Below are 15,297 nucleotides of genomic sequence, written 5' to 3'. Positions count from 1 at the left end.
TTGGGCATTTGTGTGTCGGTCACAATGTTAGGTTCATGGACAACTTTGAATCGTCCCGAGCCTAAATTGAGCTTTCCTCCAGCAACTGCTGTCGCATCTCAGTTAGCCGTTGGATAAGTACGTCGGAGGTCGAGGGAGATAGCAACATCTTCAATTGTTCCTTTGGAGGCAATAAATCCTCGAATTGCTCAAGATGAGCTCTGCTTTTTGAACGTAACGCTGCAAGTGCTTTATGCAGCATGACGAACTGCTCGTCGTAGACCTTTTTGATCGTCTCTATGTCCACGGACTCTAGTCCGTTTCGGATGGCATAAATCTGACATGCCCGATGAAGTGCAACCACGATGGCCATGATCCCTTGCGTGAGGTTGAACATTTCAGAAGAGATTTCTGGGGATAGTGGAAGTGGTTTTGGGACCCACTGATATCTTTTCCACAGTACCCCTAGGTACCATTGGTTCCAAAATGGGTCGGTGGCATCCTCCACAAGCTTAAGGTCGTGGTAACCAGCGCTGCATGCTCGACGAGCATTTCTAGCTACAGATGAGAACAGGGTGACTGCAGCGTAGGTCCCGCTAAAGATGATGGGGACTTTACAAACATTTCCAATTTTTAAGAAAAAATTCAGTGCCAGTTTTGCCTCATCCTTCCCCCTTAGAAGAAGGCACTGAATTTCATCAACAAATAGGACCCCAAGGTAATGGGTCATAAATACCTGTCCGAGCACGCCGATCAGGCTGTCATTTGTGGCCTTGGCCCTTTCGTACTGCTGTCGATACTCAGTGCCGAGCGCATCATCAATTGCTTCAAAAATCGATAGGATTAGGCCCCGGAGACTTGCATCAAAGCTGGCATTGACTTTAATCCATACAAGCTGCTTTAGCGGTAGTGAATGACCCTTGTACCGACGGTGATCAATTACCTGGGGGTATGCCTCCAGAAGACGCTCCACGAGTGTTGTCTTTCCACACCCACTGACCCCAGTGACCAGCATGGACAGGGTCGTTTTTGAGAAATGCTTGGGTGGAGGTGGGGCTGTCGATAGAGCTTTTCGGACATTGAGTGCAGTACGACGGAAGCCTGGGTCGTAAGGGCTTCTGGATAGATAGCCGCGGCGCAACATGGCGGATAGTCCTTCTTCAACCTCAAAAACCGCCGGAGATGGGATGATTACATCATCGATATCAAAGACGCATTGCAAGCGTTGTTCAAGTGGAAGTTTTAAGTCTTCCTCAATGTTCAGGTCTGGAAGGTACTTAAAGTAATCGAGAACTTCTTTGTGAGTACGAATTGGCGGTAATGCCTCAATTAGTGGGTTGCCTCGGTAGGCACTTGGTCCTTGTTCGGTATAGCAGGCTACTGCACTGTTCATAAAGTTGGCCATCATCACTCCCCTGTAGGTGTGAGCAGAAGATCCAGGATGTCCTGGGGAACGGAAGGTGTGGTTGAGGGGAGTGAAGCAACGGATGGTGAGGGTATTGCCGTGTTAGGAGTCCCACTAAGTAACGAGGGGGGCAGCTCTCGTTCCATTTTTCGGTTTTCTTTTACCTTGCCAAGGTGCTCCTTCTTCGACGATGGTTTCAGGTATTTACTCTTGTCCTCTGTGCTAGCGGCTACTTCCTGCGCAACGAATTGGTCGTGGCTGATAGAGTTCAAGAGGTTTTCTTCCCGGTGCATATCTTGTTCCAGTTGCTGGTAGGCATCTTTGTCCCAAATCTCTTCGAGGCGGTTCATGGAGTCGATACGCTGTCCTGGCAATGCAACCAACTGTTCAAATAGCTGAGTTTCTTGATTCAATGCATGCAAAAGGTCTGGGTGATTTGGGTCATACCTGCACTCCACTGCTTGTGCTCCGCGATCTCGGGCGTACTCGCGCAAACGAGTCTTCTCAAGAAATCCGCCTGCATACGTGATCCCGGCAAAGCGAATTCCATCGGCATGTATGCTGGCGGTTTCCGTGGGGAGTAGCCCACGACATAGGGCTTCGCTACCGGCATCGGTGGGGGAGCCATTAAGGTATTCAAGTCCCCATCGCCATAAGTTAATGGGGGTCGGATTGATATCCAGTCCTCCAAGCTCTCCAACTAATCTATTGGAGAGAACACAGGTCTGATTGAACTTCAGTACGGCACTGATCAGAATGCGGGTAAATCGGTACATTGTTAAAGATGCATCCATCCGGGTATCTCTGCGTCCCCACTCTTGATTGCGAGCTATTACCGCCCCGGGTAGCCATTGGACCGTTTCTGTATTGTTCCAATGAAACAACGTCTCAATTGAGCCCTTTTCTTGCGGCGAGCCTGGAGGGCAGGGGCGTAAAGAGAGTCGAAGATCACGCGCGCTATCGAAGCTCGGAATAGACAGTAATTCCCCCCGATCATGAATGAGATCGGTACATAGGTGGAAGCATGGCCAGTCGTCATCTGTGAGATTGAATCCGTAGTGTCTGAGGTAGCTTCCCTTGCGTGAAAAGGCGTTATAGATCGCCATTCTCGCCGTCTTCCAGCTGGGACCTTCCAGGGCTACATGAAGACCTACGATCATTCCTGACCAGACATCTCTAACGAAGTAGACGATAGGTCTTCCAATCAGCCAGTAACTGTTGAATGAACTGACCAGCCATACATCGGCAACCGTGGCATCAATCATGTAGCGTTGGGCTGGGCCAAAAAGATTGTCGAATTCCTTCCCACGGATGGCTTGCTTGGTTTGCACCAATATATGCGGAGGGATGAGTTGCGCCTGAAGTTCATCGAAACCAAAGCGCCGTTTGACGTAGTAACGGAATACGTCTATTGACGGTATCTTCCTGTCGGTTGGTTTCGGCTCCCAAAGGCTGGTTGAAGCTAATTCCCAATCGAGAAAGTGCCTTCTGATCATTTCTCGGTAGGCCTTTGTGTAGCCTTGGCCTTCGCCTCCATATGCCTCCCAGGCAACCCATATTTTTTCCCGGACCTCCTGTGTCGTATTGAAGCCTTTGCTGTTAGGCGAGTGACCTGTCCTGACGAGATTCGTGGGGCGCCCCCGCTTCTTTTCTCCCGGATTCCGGTAACAACCAGGAGCTCCGCAGTTCTGCGTGTTTCCGATAAGGCCTTCAGTGCTGTTTCCATACAGCCAGTAGCGATAAATCACCTGATAGATATAGTCACGGCCAATGTTCTGGCCTTGGTAGGCAGAATGCTTGGCAAAGGTCCGGACAATGTCCACGATGTACTTGCCGAGCATTCCCCTCTCCAGCGCAAAGAGCATGTCTTTGTCTGTCGCAAGGTGACTGACAATCAGCCGTCCCTTGTCCAGGATTCTCTGTTCTGTTTGGGTAAGTGCATCTAGGCTTCGCCGTAGGTGTTTGGGAATAACAGCCTTAACCTTCGTGGCAAGGTGGCCAGACAGCAGTTTTTCCAGCGTGTCTAGTGGGGTCGGGAATGGCTTTTTCAACCGGATTTTCCTGCGGCTGTTTCCCGTACTTATTTGTTGGCTTTGGCTGGCGTCGGGAAATCGCATGAGATAGGCGCGATTCGACCGTCGATTTGCCCACACAACCCGGTATAGGCCTGGCGTCAGGTGTTTGACGTTACTCTTCCCAATGCTCAGAACATTGCCTCTGCATATCTGATTGGCAATACTGCTGGTGGAGCATGTGGTAATAGCTTCCGAGGTATTCATCTGGTCACCTGCTTGCTCAGGAATGACCAGGTTGGGCCGAAGTGGTCTCGGGCTCCTCTCAGAGCTTGAATGGGCCTCAGCAGGTGGATGGGATGGGTCAGGTCTACGGGGAGCGCGTTAAGTAGCAGGGATAGCTTGAACAGCCGGATGGTGTCGGTGCGACGTTCCCCGATCAGCTGTGCGGCAGCCTCAAGCATTGATGTACAGAGCTCCCCTTGGGGGAGTTGCCGCCAGGCCCAGGACAGTCGCTTGATCGCACCCAGGTCATTTTCATTGGGCTTTCTTAGTGCCCCCGAAAGCGCCCATTCCACGTTTGATGTGACGGTTTGAGAGATCTGGCGATCGGTGACAAGTAGCCATGGAACTCCTTGGGCCTCCCAGTACGCCTTTTCTAATCGGAGCTTTTGAAACATCCGTCGGCGCTTGTTCTTTGTTGCGCTCGCTTTGGAGGCCCGGGAAATTCCCCCGTATTTAAGCGTTCGGTAGTCCTTGATAGCTAGTGCGAGGAGCGTTGAAGGCCTGCCCGGCCAGGAAATGGTTACCAACTGATCCGTGGTGTAGATGAAGGGGAAATCTAAACCTCGGTACTGGGCATGCTTGAACCCAATCCTTTTTGCAATATCCACGGACCCTGCTGCGATGCTGGGGCTGGGGTAACTGTACTGGCCAAGTCGACTTCTAAGTTCAGTCAGTGGGGCCGTATGCTCCCAAGGCCAGATCGGGAATTGCTCCCGGATGTCGGATACGTTTGGATGGATTAAATTTTGTAGGAAAACTGCTCGTTCCACATCAGAGAGCAGATGGTGTTGCCGGCCTGAAAATGGATTGACGAATACGGATGAATTGCCACAAGAGGGGAAGTCTTGTCTGCTGATTTGAATCCAAGGCTTATAGTCATTTCCGAGGCCTTGGCCCCTTCCTCCACTAATCCAATTACGTAGGCGTACCTCAGTAATTTTGTATTTTGGCATCGCGTGTCCTCGTCATTTTTTGATGTGCTGACGGTTGTTACGCCTATGCTTTTTATAGGCGTAACAACCCCTTGACTCTGGACTTGGTGATTGCGATACTCCATGAGCAATGTTCACAAAGCTCCCCGTTGGCGCGGGGTGCATCAGCAGTTCCAGAGCCGTACCTAAGTTAGATTAGGTGCGGCTTTTTATTTGCTACATGTCGATTCCTTTCGTGATGGCGACTTAATGAGTCCTCAATGGGCTAGAGAGAGTGTGGCAAGGCGGTGCGCCGAAAATAGCGTCGTCCTGTTATGTAGTAGGAGTCTTTGGGAGGGAGCCCTTCCCAGTCCTTGCTGATTCCATAAGCCGTGAGGATGCTTACGATTTGATTTCGTTGCAGCTCTCCGCTTGGGACAAGCTCCCGAAATAGCGCAACCAGGTCCTTTCCCCGGTTGTCTTCAATTTTCGAGAATTGAACGACTTTGTAGGCAGGAGGCCGTGAGTCTCTGAAATGGAAAATGCTCCATAGAATGCGACGAGCATAGAAGTGCCAGCTTGACTCGGCACAGGCCTGGAGCATCGCTATTGCCTTGGGGTATTTTTTGGGCGATGCACTTTTGCCGCCTTTCCAGCCAATCGTATGAAGCAATCCGTTGCGTGACAGTTTCCTAGGCCACTGCGTTGACTGGTAGTGGCTGTCGGCCGCAGCTTTTATTCTTTCTGCCAAGATCGCGTCATCTGGCGAAACCTGGGGGGCTTCGCAGGAGGTTTCCGGTGCTGTCGCTATCCCAAAGATTCGGTTAATCCAAGCTAGGCCCTGCTCTGAGTCCTTTCGGAGAACCTGAGCGATGAGACCAGGCCTTTCTCGCCAGTAGTCTTCTAGGCACCAGTTGGGATGTTCCTGTCGGTGCTTTAGAAGTCCCAACTGTCCCTTTGAGAGTTTCTCGGCTGCTCCAGATATCGATGTGCCAGAGCCCTTAATCTTCAGCCTACGGAGGGCTCGGGGGCGCTCCTGTTCTGGCATGGCCACGATGAGGTCATGTACTTTCCAGAATCCCTCCTTATTGCCAAACAAGAACTGCGCTAGGAGGAGGTGGCGTTGAAGGGGGGCTTCTTGAGCTCTGGTAGATAGGCATGTGCCTAGCCAGTTGCAGAGTCGTCTACCGGCATAAGCGAAATCAATTTCCGAGAGGATTGTGGAACCATAGTGTTTTTCAAGCTCGGTCATTAATCTTTGCTGATTGACCTTGCTCTTCTGGTTTAACCCTAATTCCTGAATCCGCCATCGATAGATACTGCTTAAGACCTCGGAGGAGATTTCAGTGGTGGCAGCGTTGAGCAACTGGTGAGCAAACAATGCATATCGAACTTGCCTTTCATCCGTTGCTTTCACGCTGCAAGGTGCTTCTTGCGCGATGAAGTGGCCGCATACGCAGGGCTTCCAGAGATGGGTGATCAGATCCGCCTTAAGCGGATGCTCGAATGGACATTTACAGTGCGGGCAAGTCACCAGTAGCTCTGTGCTGTGTTTCCAGCAGACGGTGACTCCTGGGATTTGATGAGAGCGATGAATGTAGGGCTCGCCGTGGGTGGCGAGGTCCTCCTGCAAGCAGTCCCAACACAGACGGATATCGGCGGATTGCCCAACTATTCGTTTGGGTAACTGCTGAATTTGCTTGGCGAGCCCAGCAATATCTGGGGTTAGGTCAATCTTGATGCTGTTAAAAACTTCGAAGAGAGGGAAAAGGGTTGTTTCTCTCAGCGAATGGGCCAGTATCTGTGCGGCATCTCCTGTTTGACGAATAGCCCATTGTTCTAAGTTGGCCGGAACGACATGAGTGGTCCTGAATGGCTTGCAGCCATAAAGCTCTCGGAAGGTGATTGAGGTCGTGCTATTCGCGCTGTGGGCATGGTATCGCCCAGCCTGAGAGCTGTGTGTCTCGTCCGGGTAGTGGTATGGATGAAGGCACACCCCGCCAGTTGAAACCGTGCTGAGTGGTAAAGAAGAAGAAACAGTCGTCATTTTTATAAATTACGACGATTTCAGAGATATGTACACTGTATGTAGTGTCTTATTCGGTGGCGTACTACTACATATAGTGTGTTTTTAATATTATTTAAATTTCGTATTGCTGCGAGCGTACGTAGCTTTTTACGAGGTGTCTGCCAACAATGGTTGGCATTTTTCTATTGCTTGCGAGTTTTTTTAGTTTTTTTCTGGTGTTTCTATGCGGCTTTCTAACAATCCAGACGTCTGGACCATCTGTATAAAATGGTGATGGTCTTAGGGGAGGCGCCTTTCTGTTAGCCATAACCCGCTCCCCTCTTTGCTTTCGAAGAGGCCTCCGAGCAACACCGGATAATCCTCTGCACGAACCGTTCGGCTATGCCCCATGATCAGTTCAAAAAGCAGCTTGCTAGCCCCGTATAGAGTGGAGGATGCCAGGTCGGGAGAGGAGAAACGAGCATACAGTTCTGTTTGAAACAGCGCTATTGCCCGGGTCGGCTCTAGGGGCTCCCCGTCGGAAATGAATCCGTTCCTGTAAAGAGCAGTAATGCAGCTGGCCCTCATTCGTGTAGCCCAAGACTCATCTGGAGACATGGATTGAGCTAGGGCCTCGGAGAACTCGGCGATCCTCACATAGCCGTCGATTGAGCTACTGCCCCCGATTTGGATGCGTTCGCCTTGGACCACGACATGCTCGGGATTAGCTCTGCGGCCAACATTGGCCAGGCGGGGGCCGACTGGGAGGCTGTATAGGGGCTCACCATGGGTTGTACACACAACGACGCCGGGAAGCTGATGCTTCCGGTGCCAGTACGCCATACCGTAATCGTCCAGGTCTGCGCTAATGCAACTGGGGCAGCACCGGGCGGGAATGGCGCCATAGTCGCGTTGGTCCCACAATCGGAGGGCTTGGGAGACACCGGCCACATTTGGAGACCGGACTTTCTCAATGATGGAGGCTTTCAAGCTATCGGTGCGAAACCAGAGATAGGCCGGCAGTACGGTCATGTTCTGGATGACCTGTTCCGGGGGGCCCAAGAGACCTTCGGTGACCAAGCACAGGTGGTCCAGGTGGGAGGGAATGTGGAAATGGAATTTCCCGCTGGTTGCCCCCAGGATTTGCTGAGCGGAGTAGCTGATCGATGCGTTCCCAGACATCCGGTGATACATCCAGATCCAACTGAATAGGGTCTGGTCTGGAAAAATTTGGGGAACGAAGGTTAGTGGCCTCAGGTGTTCAGACAAGGTTCGTTCCCCCGTTAAAAAGCCTGGAAATACCAGTCAAACGGGCCATTCGCTTGTCTGCCGGTATATTTTTTTGTCTGCCGATTTTTTTCCGAAAAACAATTGTGTCTGGCCGCCCTTGAAATCACCGGGAGGCGCCCCTATTATTAGCACTCGCTCGGGGTGAGTGCTAACAGGCTAGGCCTTCACCACCCCGCCTGACCGGGCCGATAGGCCCCTGAATCCCTGCAATAACTTCGTTACAAGGAGCTATCCCTATGAAAATCCGTCCCTTGCACGACCGTGTGATCGTCAAGCGCGTCGAAGCTGAGCGCACCACCGCTTCCGGTATCGTCATCCCCGATTCCGCCGGTGAGAAGCCCGATCAGGGTGAAGTCCTGGCCGTTGGCCCCGGCAAGCGTGACGATTCCGGCAAGCAGAACGCCCCCGACGTGAAAGTGGGCGACCGCGTCCTGTTCGGCAAGTACGCCGGCCAGACCGTCAAGGTGGACGGCCAGGAACTGCTGGTCATGCGCGAAGAAGACATCATGGGCGTGGTCGAGGCCTAAGCCTCTCCCCCTTTCCCATTCAACAGATTCTGGAGAATTTCAATGGCAGCTAAAGAAGTCAAATTCGGTGATTCCGCCCGCGCCCGCATGGTCGAAGGCATCAATGTCCTGGCCGACGCGGTCAAGGTGACCCTGGGCCCCAAGGGCCGCAACGTGGTGCTGGAGCGCTCCTTCGGCGCCCCCACCGTGACCAAGGACGGTGTGTCCGTGGCCAAGGAAATCGAACTGAAGGACAAGTTCGCCAACATGGGCGCCCAGATGGTCAAGGAAGTCGCTTCCAAGACCTCCGACCTGGCCGGTGACGGCACCACCACCGCCACCGTGCTGGCCCAGGCCATCGTGCGCGAAGGCATGAAGTATGTGGCCGCCGGCATGAACCCGATGGACCTGAAGCGCGGTATCGACAAGGCTGTCGCCGCCACCATCGAAGAGCTGAAGAAGATTTCCAAGCCCTGTGCCACCACCAAGGAAATCGCCCAGGTCGGTTCCATTTCCGCCAACTCCGACGCTGACATCGGCACCATCATCGCCAATGCCATGGAAAAGGTCGGCAAGGAAGGCGTCATCACCGTTGAAGACGGCAAGTCCCTGAACAACGAACTGGACGTCGTCGAAGGCATGCAGTTCGACCGCGGCTACCTGTCCCCCTACTTCATCAACAACCCGGACAAGCAGATTGCCGTCATGGACAATCCCTTCGTCCTGCTGTTCGACAAGAAGATCTCCAACATCCGCGACCTGCTGCCCGTGCTGGAACAAGTCGCCAAGGCCGGCCGTCCCCTGCTGATCATCGCCGAAGACGTGGAAGGCGAAGCCCTGGCCACCCTGGTGGTGAACAACATCCGCGGCATCCTGAAGACCGTGGCCGTCAAGGCTCCCGGCTTCGGCGACCGTCGCAAGGCCATGCTGGAAGACATCGCCATCCTGACCGGTGGCCAGGTGATCTCCGAAGAAGTGGGCCTGACCCTGGAAAAGGCTACCCTGGACGACCTGGGCCAAGCCAAGCGCATCGAAGTGGGCAAGGAAAACACCACCATCATCGACGGCGCCGGTTCCGAAGACGCCATCAAGGCCCGCGTGGCCCAGGTGCGCGCCCAGATCGAAGCCGCCACCTCCGACTACGACCGCGAAAAGCTGCAGGAACGCGTGGCCAAGCTGGCCGGCGGCGTGGCCGTGATCAAGGTGGGTGCTGCCACCGAAGTCGAAATGAAGGAAAAGAAGGCCCGCGTCGAAGACGCCCTGCACGCCACCCGCGCTGCCGTTGAAGAAGGCATCGTCCCCGGCGGCGGCGTTTCCCTGCTGCGCGCCCGCGCCAACCTGGGCAACCTGAAGGGCGACAACCACGACCAGGACGCCGGCATCAAGATCGTGCTGCGCTCCCTGGAACAGCCCCTGCGCGAAATCGTTGCCAACGCCGGCGACGAGCCCTCCGTGGTGGTGAACAAGGTGGTTGAAGGCAAGGGCAACTTCGGCTTCAACGCCGCCACCGGCGAGTACGGCGACATGGTGGAAATGGGCGTGCTGGACCCCACCAAGGTCGAGCGCACCGCTCTGCAGAACGCCGCTTCCGTCGCCGGCCTGATGCTGACCACCGATTGCATGGTGGCCGAGCTGGCCGAAGACAAGCCCGCCGCCGGCATGCCCGACATGGGCGGCATGGGTGGTATGGGCGGCATGGGCATGGGCATGTAATTCGCCCCTGCCAGCATCTGCTGCAAAAAAGCCCGGCTTGAAGCCGGGCTTTTTCTTTTGGGATTGCCTGCCGACACCGCCGCAGCAGCTCCGCCGGCGGGGCTCCATCCGCCGGCGGCAGCGGCACTCCCGTCCGGCGAAGTTCCCCGGTCCCGGTTCCGGGCGGCGGACGGAATCCGGCCCGCCCCGCTGCCAGTTGGGGGCGCTTGCGGTAAGCTGCCGGCCATTCTCCCGTTCGGAACCCGCAGACCATGCAAATCTGGGTCGATGCCGATGCCTGTCCCAAGGCCATCAAGGAAATCCTCTTCCGCGTGGCGACGCGCACCCAAATCCTGGTCACCCTGGTGGCCAACCAGGCCCTCTACGCGCCGCCCTCGCCCTACCTGCGCAGCATCCAGGTGCCCAAGGGCTTCGACGTGGCGGACAACGAGATCGTCGCCCGGGTGGCGGCGGGGGATCTGGTCATCACCGCCGACATTCCCCTGGCGGCGGAAGTCATCGCCAAGGGCGCCCGGGTGCTGACGCCCCGGGGCGAGCCCTACGACAAGGGCTCCATCCAGGCCGCCCTCTCCATGCGCAATTTCATGGACACCCTGCGCTCTTCCGGCGTCGACACCGGCGGCCCTGCCGCCATGAGCCAGTCCGACCGCCACGCCTTCGCCCAGCAACTGGAGCGCCTGCTGCCCCGGGGCTGAGGCGCTCCGGTTCCTTCCGTTAGAACCGCCGCAGCGGCGCCGTTGGCGGCGCCCGTCCCTTTCCTTTCGGCGTAGCCGGTCCCGGAGAGCCCCGTCCGAAGGCAGTGTCGCGGCAGGCCCCGTCGTCCTTCATTTCCTCTTGCCGCCGGGTGTCATGGCGCCCCGCCCGAGCCTGCGCTCCTCCTTCCCGCACGTTGTCTCTGCTCTCATCGCCTCGGCTGGGAGGCAGCAAGGACGGGCATTTCGGCTATGGCTGCCTGAAGATGGCCGTCCCTATTGCCTTTTCAGCCAGGTCTTGAAGCCGGTCCGGCGTCTTTACGCCATCTTAACGAGCCCCTCCCCAGCTTTAGCAAGGTCTTGATTCCTCCCCGCCTACAGTTCGAGCGTGATGTTCCATCTGCATACGGAGGATTTCCATGGACCTGTTCTACATCGGCCTGGCCGTCGGCTTCTTTGCCCTGACGGCTGGCCTGGTGGCCTGTTTCGACCGCTTGCGGAGGTCGTGATGGCGCCCCTTTACCTGATCGCCCTGGCGGTGGCTATTGGCCTCTTCGCCTATCTGCTGGCCGTGCTGTTCTACCCGGAGGATTTCTCATGAGCGCCAACCTCCTCCTGCAGTACGGCTTCTTCTTCGCCGTCCTCTTTCTCCTGGCCTGGCCCCTGGGGCTGTACATGGCCCGCATCTACCGGGGCGACCTGCCGGCCTTCGTGGCCTGGCTGCGGCCGCTGGAGAACTTCTGCTACCGCCTGGCCGGCGTGCGTCACGGCGACGACATGGGCTGGCGCCGCTATGCCGGCGCCGTGCTGGCCTTCAGCCTGCTCGGCGTGCTCGCCGTCTACGCCCTGCAGCGCCTGCAACTGTGGCTGCCCTTCAATCCCCAGGCCATGGCCAACACCACGCCGGACCTGGCTTTCAACACTGCTGTCAGCTTCGTCACCAACACCAACTGGCAGGCCTACGGCGGCGAGACCACCATGAGCTACCTGACCCAGATGCTCGGCCTGGCGGTGCAGAACTTCCTCTCCGCCGCCACCGGCATGGCCGTGGTGGTGGCCCTGATGCGCGGCTTCCAGCGCAAGGAGGCCGGCGGTATCGGCAATTTCTGGATCGACCTGGTGCGCTCCACCCTCTACGTGCTGCTGCCCCTGTCCCTGATCCTGGCCCTCGCTCTGGTGGGGCAGGGCGTGGTGCAGAGCGTGGCGCCCTACGTCAGCGTGCCCCTGACCCAGGCGGTGGACTATGAACAGCCCACGGTCGGCGCCGACGGCCAGCCCGTGCTCGACGCCGCGGGCAAGCCGGTGCTGGAGGCGGCCACCGCCAGGGAGCAGACCCTGGCCCTGGGGCCGGCGGCCAGCCAGATCGCCATCAAGCACCTGGGCACCAACGGCGGCGGCTTCTTCAACGCCAATTCCAGCCATCCCTACGAGAACCCGACCCCGGTTTCCAACCTGTTGCAGATGCTGGCCATCGTCCTCATCCCGGCCGCCCTCTGCTTCACCTTCGGCCGCTGGGTCGGCGACCTGCGCCAGGGCCTGGCCATCCTCGCCGCCATGACCGCCATCCTGGTGGCCCTGCTGGCGGTGGAAGTGTGGGCCGAGCAGGCCGGCAACCCCCTGTTCGAGCGGCTCGGTCTGGCCACCCAGGGCAGCGAGCTGATGGCCGGTGGCAACATGGAAGGCAAGGAGGCCCGCTTCGGCATCAGCGCCACCTCCCTCTTCGTCACCGTCACCACCGCCGTCTCCTGCGGCGCCGTCAATGCCATGCACGATTCCCTCACGCCCCTGGGCGGCCTGGTGCCGATGTGGCTGATGCAGCTGGGCGAGGTGGTCTTCGGCGGCGTCGGTTCCGGCCTCTACGGCATGCTGGTGTTCGCCATCGTCGGCGTCTTCGTCGCCGGCCTGATGATCGGCCGCACTCCGGAATACCTGGGCAAGAAGATCGAGGCTTACGAGATGAAGATGGCCGCCGTGGCCATCCTCGCCACGCCCCTGGCGGTGCTCCTGGGCACGGCCCTGAGCCTGATGCTGGAGGCGGGTGCCGCGGGCGTCTTCAACCCCGGTGCCCACGGCTTCTCGGAAGTGCTGTACGCCTTCTCTTCCGCCGCCAACAACAACGGCAGCGCCTTCGCCGGCCTGGGCGCCAACACGCCCTACTACAACACCGCCCTGGGCCTGGCCATGCTCTTCGGCCGCTTCACCATCATCGCCGCGGTGCTGGCCATCGCCGGTTCCCTCGCCGCGAAGAAGCGCATTCCCCCTTCCGCCGGCACCCTGCCGACCCATACGCCCCTGTTCGTGGTGCTGCTGATCGGCACCGTGATCGTGGTCGGCGCCCTGACCTTCCTGCCTTCCCTGGCCCTGGGGCCGGTGGTGGAACACCTGCAGATGGTCGGCGTCCGCTAAGGAGTCCTCGATGAAAACAACAAGCCAATCCCTCTACGACCGGGCCCTGCTGCAAGAAGCCGCCTGGGAATCGGTCAAGCGCCTCTCCCCCCGCTACCAGGTGAAGAACCCGGTGATGTTCGTGGTCTGGCTGGGCAGCCTGCTCACCACCGGCCTGTGGCTCCAGGCCCTGGCCGGGGAGGGCGAGGCCCCCGCCGGCTTCATCCTGGCCATCACCCTGTGGCTGTGGTTCACCGTGCTCTTCGCCAATTTCGCCGAGGCCGTGGCCGAGGGCCGGGGCAAGGCCCAGGCCGCCGCCCTGAAGGGCCTGAAGAAGACCGTGTGGGCCAAGAAGCTGCGGGAAGCCCACGCCGGCGCCCCTTTCCATACCGTGCCCTCGGAGGACCTGCGCAAGGGCGACGTGGTGCTGGTCCAGGCCGGCGACGTCATCCCAGGCGACGGCGAGGTGGTGGAAGGCGTGGCCTCGGTGGACGAATCGGCCATCACCGGCGAATCGGCCCCGGTGATCCGGGAGTCCGGCGGCGACTTCAGCGCCGTCACCGGCGGCACCCGGGTGCTCTCCGACTGGCTGGTGGTGAAGATCACCGTCAATCCGGGGGAGACCTTCCTCGACCGCATGATCGGCATGGTGGAAGGGGCCAGGCGGCAGAAGACGCCCAACGAGATCGCCCTGACCATCCTGCTGGTGGCCCTGACCCTGACCTTCCTCCTGGCCACGGCGACCCTGCTGCCCTTCTCCATCTACAGCGTCGGCGTCACCGGCAGCGGCAGCCCGGTCACGGTGACGGTGCTGGTGGCCCTGTTGGTGTGCCTCATTCCCACCACCATCGGCGGCCTACTCTCGGCCATCGGCGTCGCCGGCATGGGGCGGATGATGGAAAAGAACGTCATCGCCACCTCCGGCAAGGCGGTGGAAGCCGCCGGCGACGTGGATGTGCTGCTGCTGGACAAGACCGGCACCATCACCCTGGGCAACCGCCAGGCTGCCGCCTTCGCCCCCGCCGCCGGCGTCAGCGAGAAGGAACTGGCCGAGGCGGCCCTGCTCGCCTCCCTCGCCGACGAAACGCCGGAAGGCCGCTCCATCGTCACCCTGGCCAAGGAGCGCCTGCACCAGCGGGGCCGGGACATCCACGCCGACGGCGCCAGCTTCGTGCACTTCACCGCCCAGACCCGCATGAGCGGCATCGACTGGCAGGGGCGCAGCATCCGCAAGGGCGCCGCCGATGCAGTCAAGGCCCACATCCTGGCCCTGGGCGGCGAATGGACCGCCGCCGTGCAGCAGGCGGTGGACGACATCGCCCGCCGCGGCGCCACGCCCCTGGCGGTGGCCGAATCCAGCGCCGGCGCCGCGCGGGTGCTGGGGGTGGTGGAACTGAAGGACATCGTCAAGGGCGGCATCAAGGAGCGCTTTGCCGAACTGCGCCGCATGGGCATCAAGACGGTGATGATCACCGGCGACAACTCCCTCACCGCCGCCGCCATCGCCGCCGAGGCCGGGGTGGACGACTTCCTGGCCGAGGCCACGCCGGAGGCCAAACTCAAGCTGATCCGCCAGCACCAGCAGGACGGCCGCCTGGTGGCCATGACCGGCGACGGCACCAACGACGCCCCGGCCCTGGCCCAGGCCGACGTGGCGGTGGCCATGAACAGCGGCACCCAGGCGGCCAAGGAGGCCGGCAACATGGTGGACCTGGATTCCAACCCCACCAAGCTGATCGAGATCGTGGAGACGGGCAAGCAGATGCTGATGACCCGGGGCGCCCTCACCACCTTCTCCATCGCCAACGACGTGGCCAAGTACTTCGCCATCATCCCGGCCGCCTTCGCCGCCACCTATCCGGCCCTCGGCGTGCTCAACGTCATGGGCCTGGCGACGCCGGCCTCGGCCATTCTCTCGGCGGTGATCTTCAACGCCCTGGTGATCGTCGCCCTCATCCCCCTGGCCTTGAAGGGCGTGGCCTACCGGCCCCAGGGCGCCGCCGCCATCCTGCGCCGCAACCTGCTGGTCTACGGCCTGGGCGGCCTGGTGGTGCCCTTCGCCGGCATCAAGGCCATCGACCTCATGCTTGTCGGCCTGCATCTGGCCTAAG

General features: G+C 58.8%; 11 protein-coding genes. 6 read left to right on the top strand and 5 right to left on the bottom strand.

Annotation, left to right across the window (positions count from 1 at the left end; all coding sequences use genetic code 11):
* Positions 1-61: 61 nt before the first annotated feature.
* The 5 genes from AZSP09_RS09250 to AZSP09_RS20740 all read right to left on the bottom strand — a co-directional run bounded on the left by AZSP09_RS09250 (position 62) and on the right by AZSP09_RS20740 (position 7,869).
* Positions 62-1,387: an ATP-binding protein gene (locus tag AZSP09_RS09250; RefSeq protein ID WP_152089853.1), complete on the bottom strand. Its 1,326-nt coding sequence runs from the start codon at positions 1,385-1,387 to the stop codon at positions 62-64.
* A complete protein-coding gene (locus AZSP09_RS09245; protein ID WP_152089852.1) occupies positions 1,387-3,663 on the bottom strand; it encodes a Mu transposase C-terminal domain-containing protein in 2,277 nt (758 codons plus the stop codon). Before AZSP09_RS09245 ends, AZSP09_RS09250 begins: the two co-directional genes overlap by 1 nt.
* Entirely contained in the window at positions 3,660-4,634 is a 975-nt protein-coding gene (locus tag AZSP09_RS09240; RefSeq protein WP_152089851.1) for a TnsA endonuclease N-terminal domain-containing protein, read from the bottom strand. The genes AZSP09_RS09245 and AZSP09_RS09240 overlap by 4 nt, the downstream gene beginning before the upstream one ends.
* A 244-nt stretch (positions 4,635-4,878) precedes the next feature.
* Entirely contained in the window at positions 4,879-6,639 is a 1,761-nt protein-coding gene (locus tag AZSP09_RS09235) for a TnsD family Tn7-like transposition protein (RefSeq protein ID WP_152089850.1), read from the bottom strand.
* A gap of 261 nt (positions 6,640-6,900) precedes the next feature.
* Positions 6,901-7,869 (bottom strand): TniQ family protein, encoded by a 969-nt coding sequence (locus AZSP09_RS20740; protein WP_172974733.1) that lies wholly within the window; start codon positions 7,867-7,869, stop codon positions 6,901-6,903.
* Positions 7,870-8,126: 257 nt separating this feature from the next.
* Here AZSP09_RS20740 and AZSP09_RS09225 point away from each other — a divergent pair, with 257 nt between their 5' ends.
* From AZSP09_RS09225 to kdpB, 6 genes are all read left to right on the top strand, one after another.
* Positions 8,127-8,417 carry a co-chaperone GroES gene (locus AZSP09_RS09225; RefSeq protein ID WP_014235404.1) on the top strand — a complete coding sequence of 97 codons (291 nt, stop codon included), beginning with the start codon at positions 8,127-8,129 and terminating at the stop codon, positions 8,415-8,417.
* A 42-nt stretch (positions 8,418-8,459) separates the two neighbouring features.
* Positions 8,460-10,109: a chaperonin GroEL gene (gene groL, locus AZSP09_RS09220; RefSeq protein ID WP_014235403.1), complete on the top strand. Its 1,650-nt coding sequence runs from the start codon at positions 8,460-8,462 to the stop codon at positions 10,107-10,109.
* 251 nt (positions 10,110-10,360) lie between these two features.
* The gene (locus tag AZSP09_RS09215) at positions 10,361-10,804 is read left to right on the top strand and encodes a YaiI/YqxD family protein (RefSeq protein WP_014235402.1); all 444 of its coding nucleotides are present in this window, start codon (positions 10,361-10,363) and stop codon (positions 10,802-10,804) included.
* Positions 10,805-11,309: 505 nt separating this feature from the next.
* The gene (gene kdpF, locus AZSP09_RS09210; protein WP_109040963.1) at positions 11,310-11,402 is read left to right on the top strand and encodes a K(+)-transporting ATPase subunit F; all 93 of its coding nucleotides are present in this window, start codon (positions 11,310-11,312) and stop codon (positions 11,400-11,402) included.
* Positions 11,399-13,207 carry a potassium-transporting ATPase subunit KdpA gene (gene kdpA, locus AZSP09_RS09205; RefSeq protein WP_152089849.1) on the top strand — a complete coding sequence of 603 codons (1,809 nt, stop codon included), beginning with the start codon at positions 11,399-11,401 and terminating at the stop codon, positions 13,205-13,207. Before kdpF ends, kdpA begins: the two co-directional genes overlap by 4 nt.
* A 10-nt stretch (positions 13,208-13,217) precedes the next feature.
* A complete protein-coding gene (gene kdpB, locus AZSP09_RS09200) occupies positions 13,218-15,296 on the top strand; it encodes a potassium-transporting ATPase subunit KdpB (protein ID WP_152089848.1) in 2,079 nt (692 codons plus the stop codon).
* Position 15,297 lies beyond the last annotated feature (1 nt).

The sequence above is a fragment of the Azospira sp. I09 genome (genome assembly GCF_009177135.1).
GTDB lineage: Bacteria > Pseudomonadota > Gammaproteobacteria > Burkholderiales > Rhodocyclaceae > Azospira > Azospira oryzae.
Note: the sequence above shows the minus strand (reverse complement) of the source record. Positions and strands in the feature narration are given on the sequence as shown.

Bases quoted from the DNA above. Each gene is read 5' to 3' on its own strand.
- AZSP09_RS09215 (WP_014235402.1), top strand. From the start codon at position 10,361: ATGCAAATCTGGGTCGATGCCGATGCCTGTCCCAAGGCCATCAAGGAA.
- AZSP09_RS09245 (WP_152089852.1), bottom strand. From the start codon at position 3,663: ATGAATACCTCGGAAGCTATTACCACATGCTCCACCAGCAGTATTGCC.
- kdpF (WP_109040963.1), top strand. From the start codon at position 11,310: ATGGCGCCCCTTTACCTGATCGCCCTGGCGGTGGCTATTGGCCTCTTC.
- kdpB (WP_152089848.1), top strand. From the start codon at position 13,218: ATGAAAACAACAAGCCAATCCCTCTACGACCGGGCCCTGCTGCAAGAA.
- kdpA (WP_152089849.1), top strand. From the start codon at position 11,399: ATGAGCGCCAACCTCCTCCTGCAGTACGGCTTCTTCTTCGCCGTCCTC.
- AZSP09_RS09250 (WP_152089853.1), bottom strand. From the start codon at position 1,387: ATGATGGCCAACTTTATGAACAGTGCAGTAGCCTGCTATACCGAACAA.
- AZSP09_RS09235 (WP_152089850.1), bottom strand. From the start codon at position 6,639: ATGACGACTGTTTCTTCTTCTTTACCACTCAGCACGGTTTCAACTGGC.
- AZSP09_RS09225 (WP_014235404.1), top strand. From the start codon at position 8,127: ATGAAAATCCGTCCCTTGCACGACCGTGTGATCGTCAAGCGCGTCGAA.
- groL (WP_014235403.1), top strand. From the start codon at position 8,460: ATGGCAGCTAAAGAAGTCAAATTCGGTGATTCCGCCCGCGCCCGCATG.
- AZSP09_RS09240 (WP_152089851.1), bottom strand. From the start codon at position 4,634: ATGCCAAAATACAAAATTACTGAGGTACGCCTACGTAATTGGATTAGT.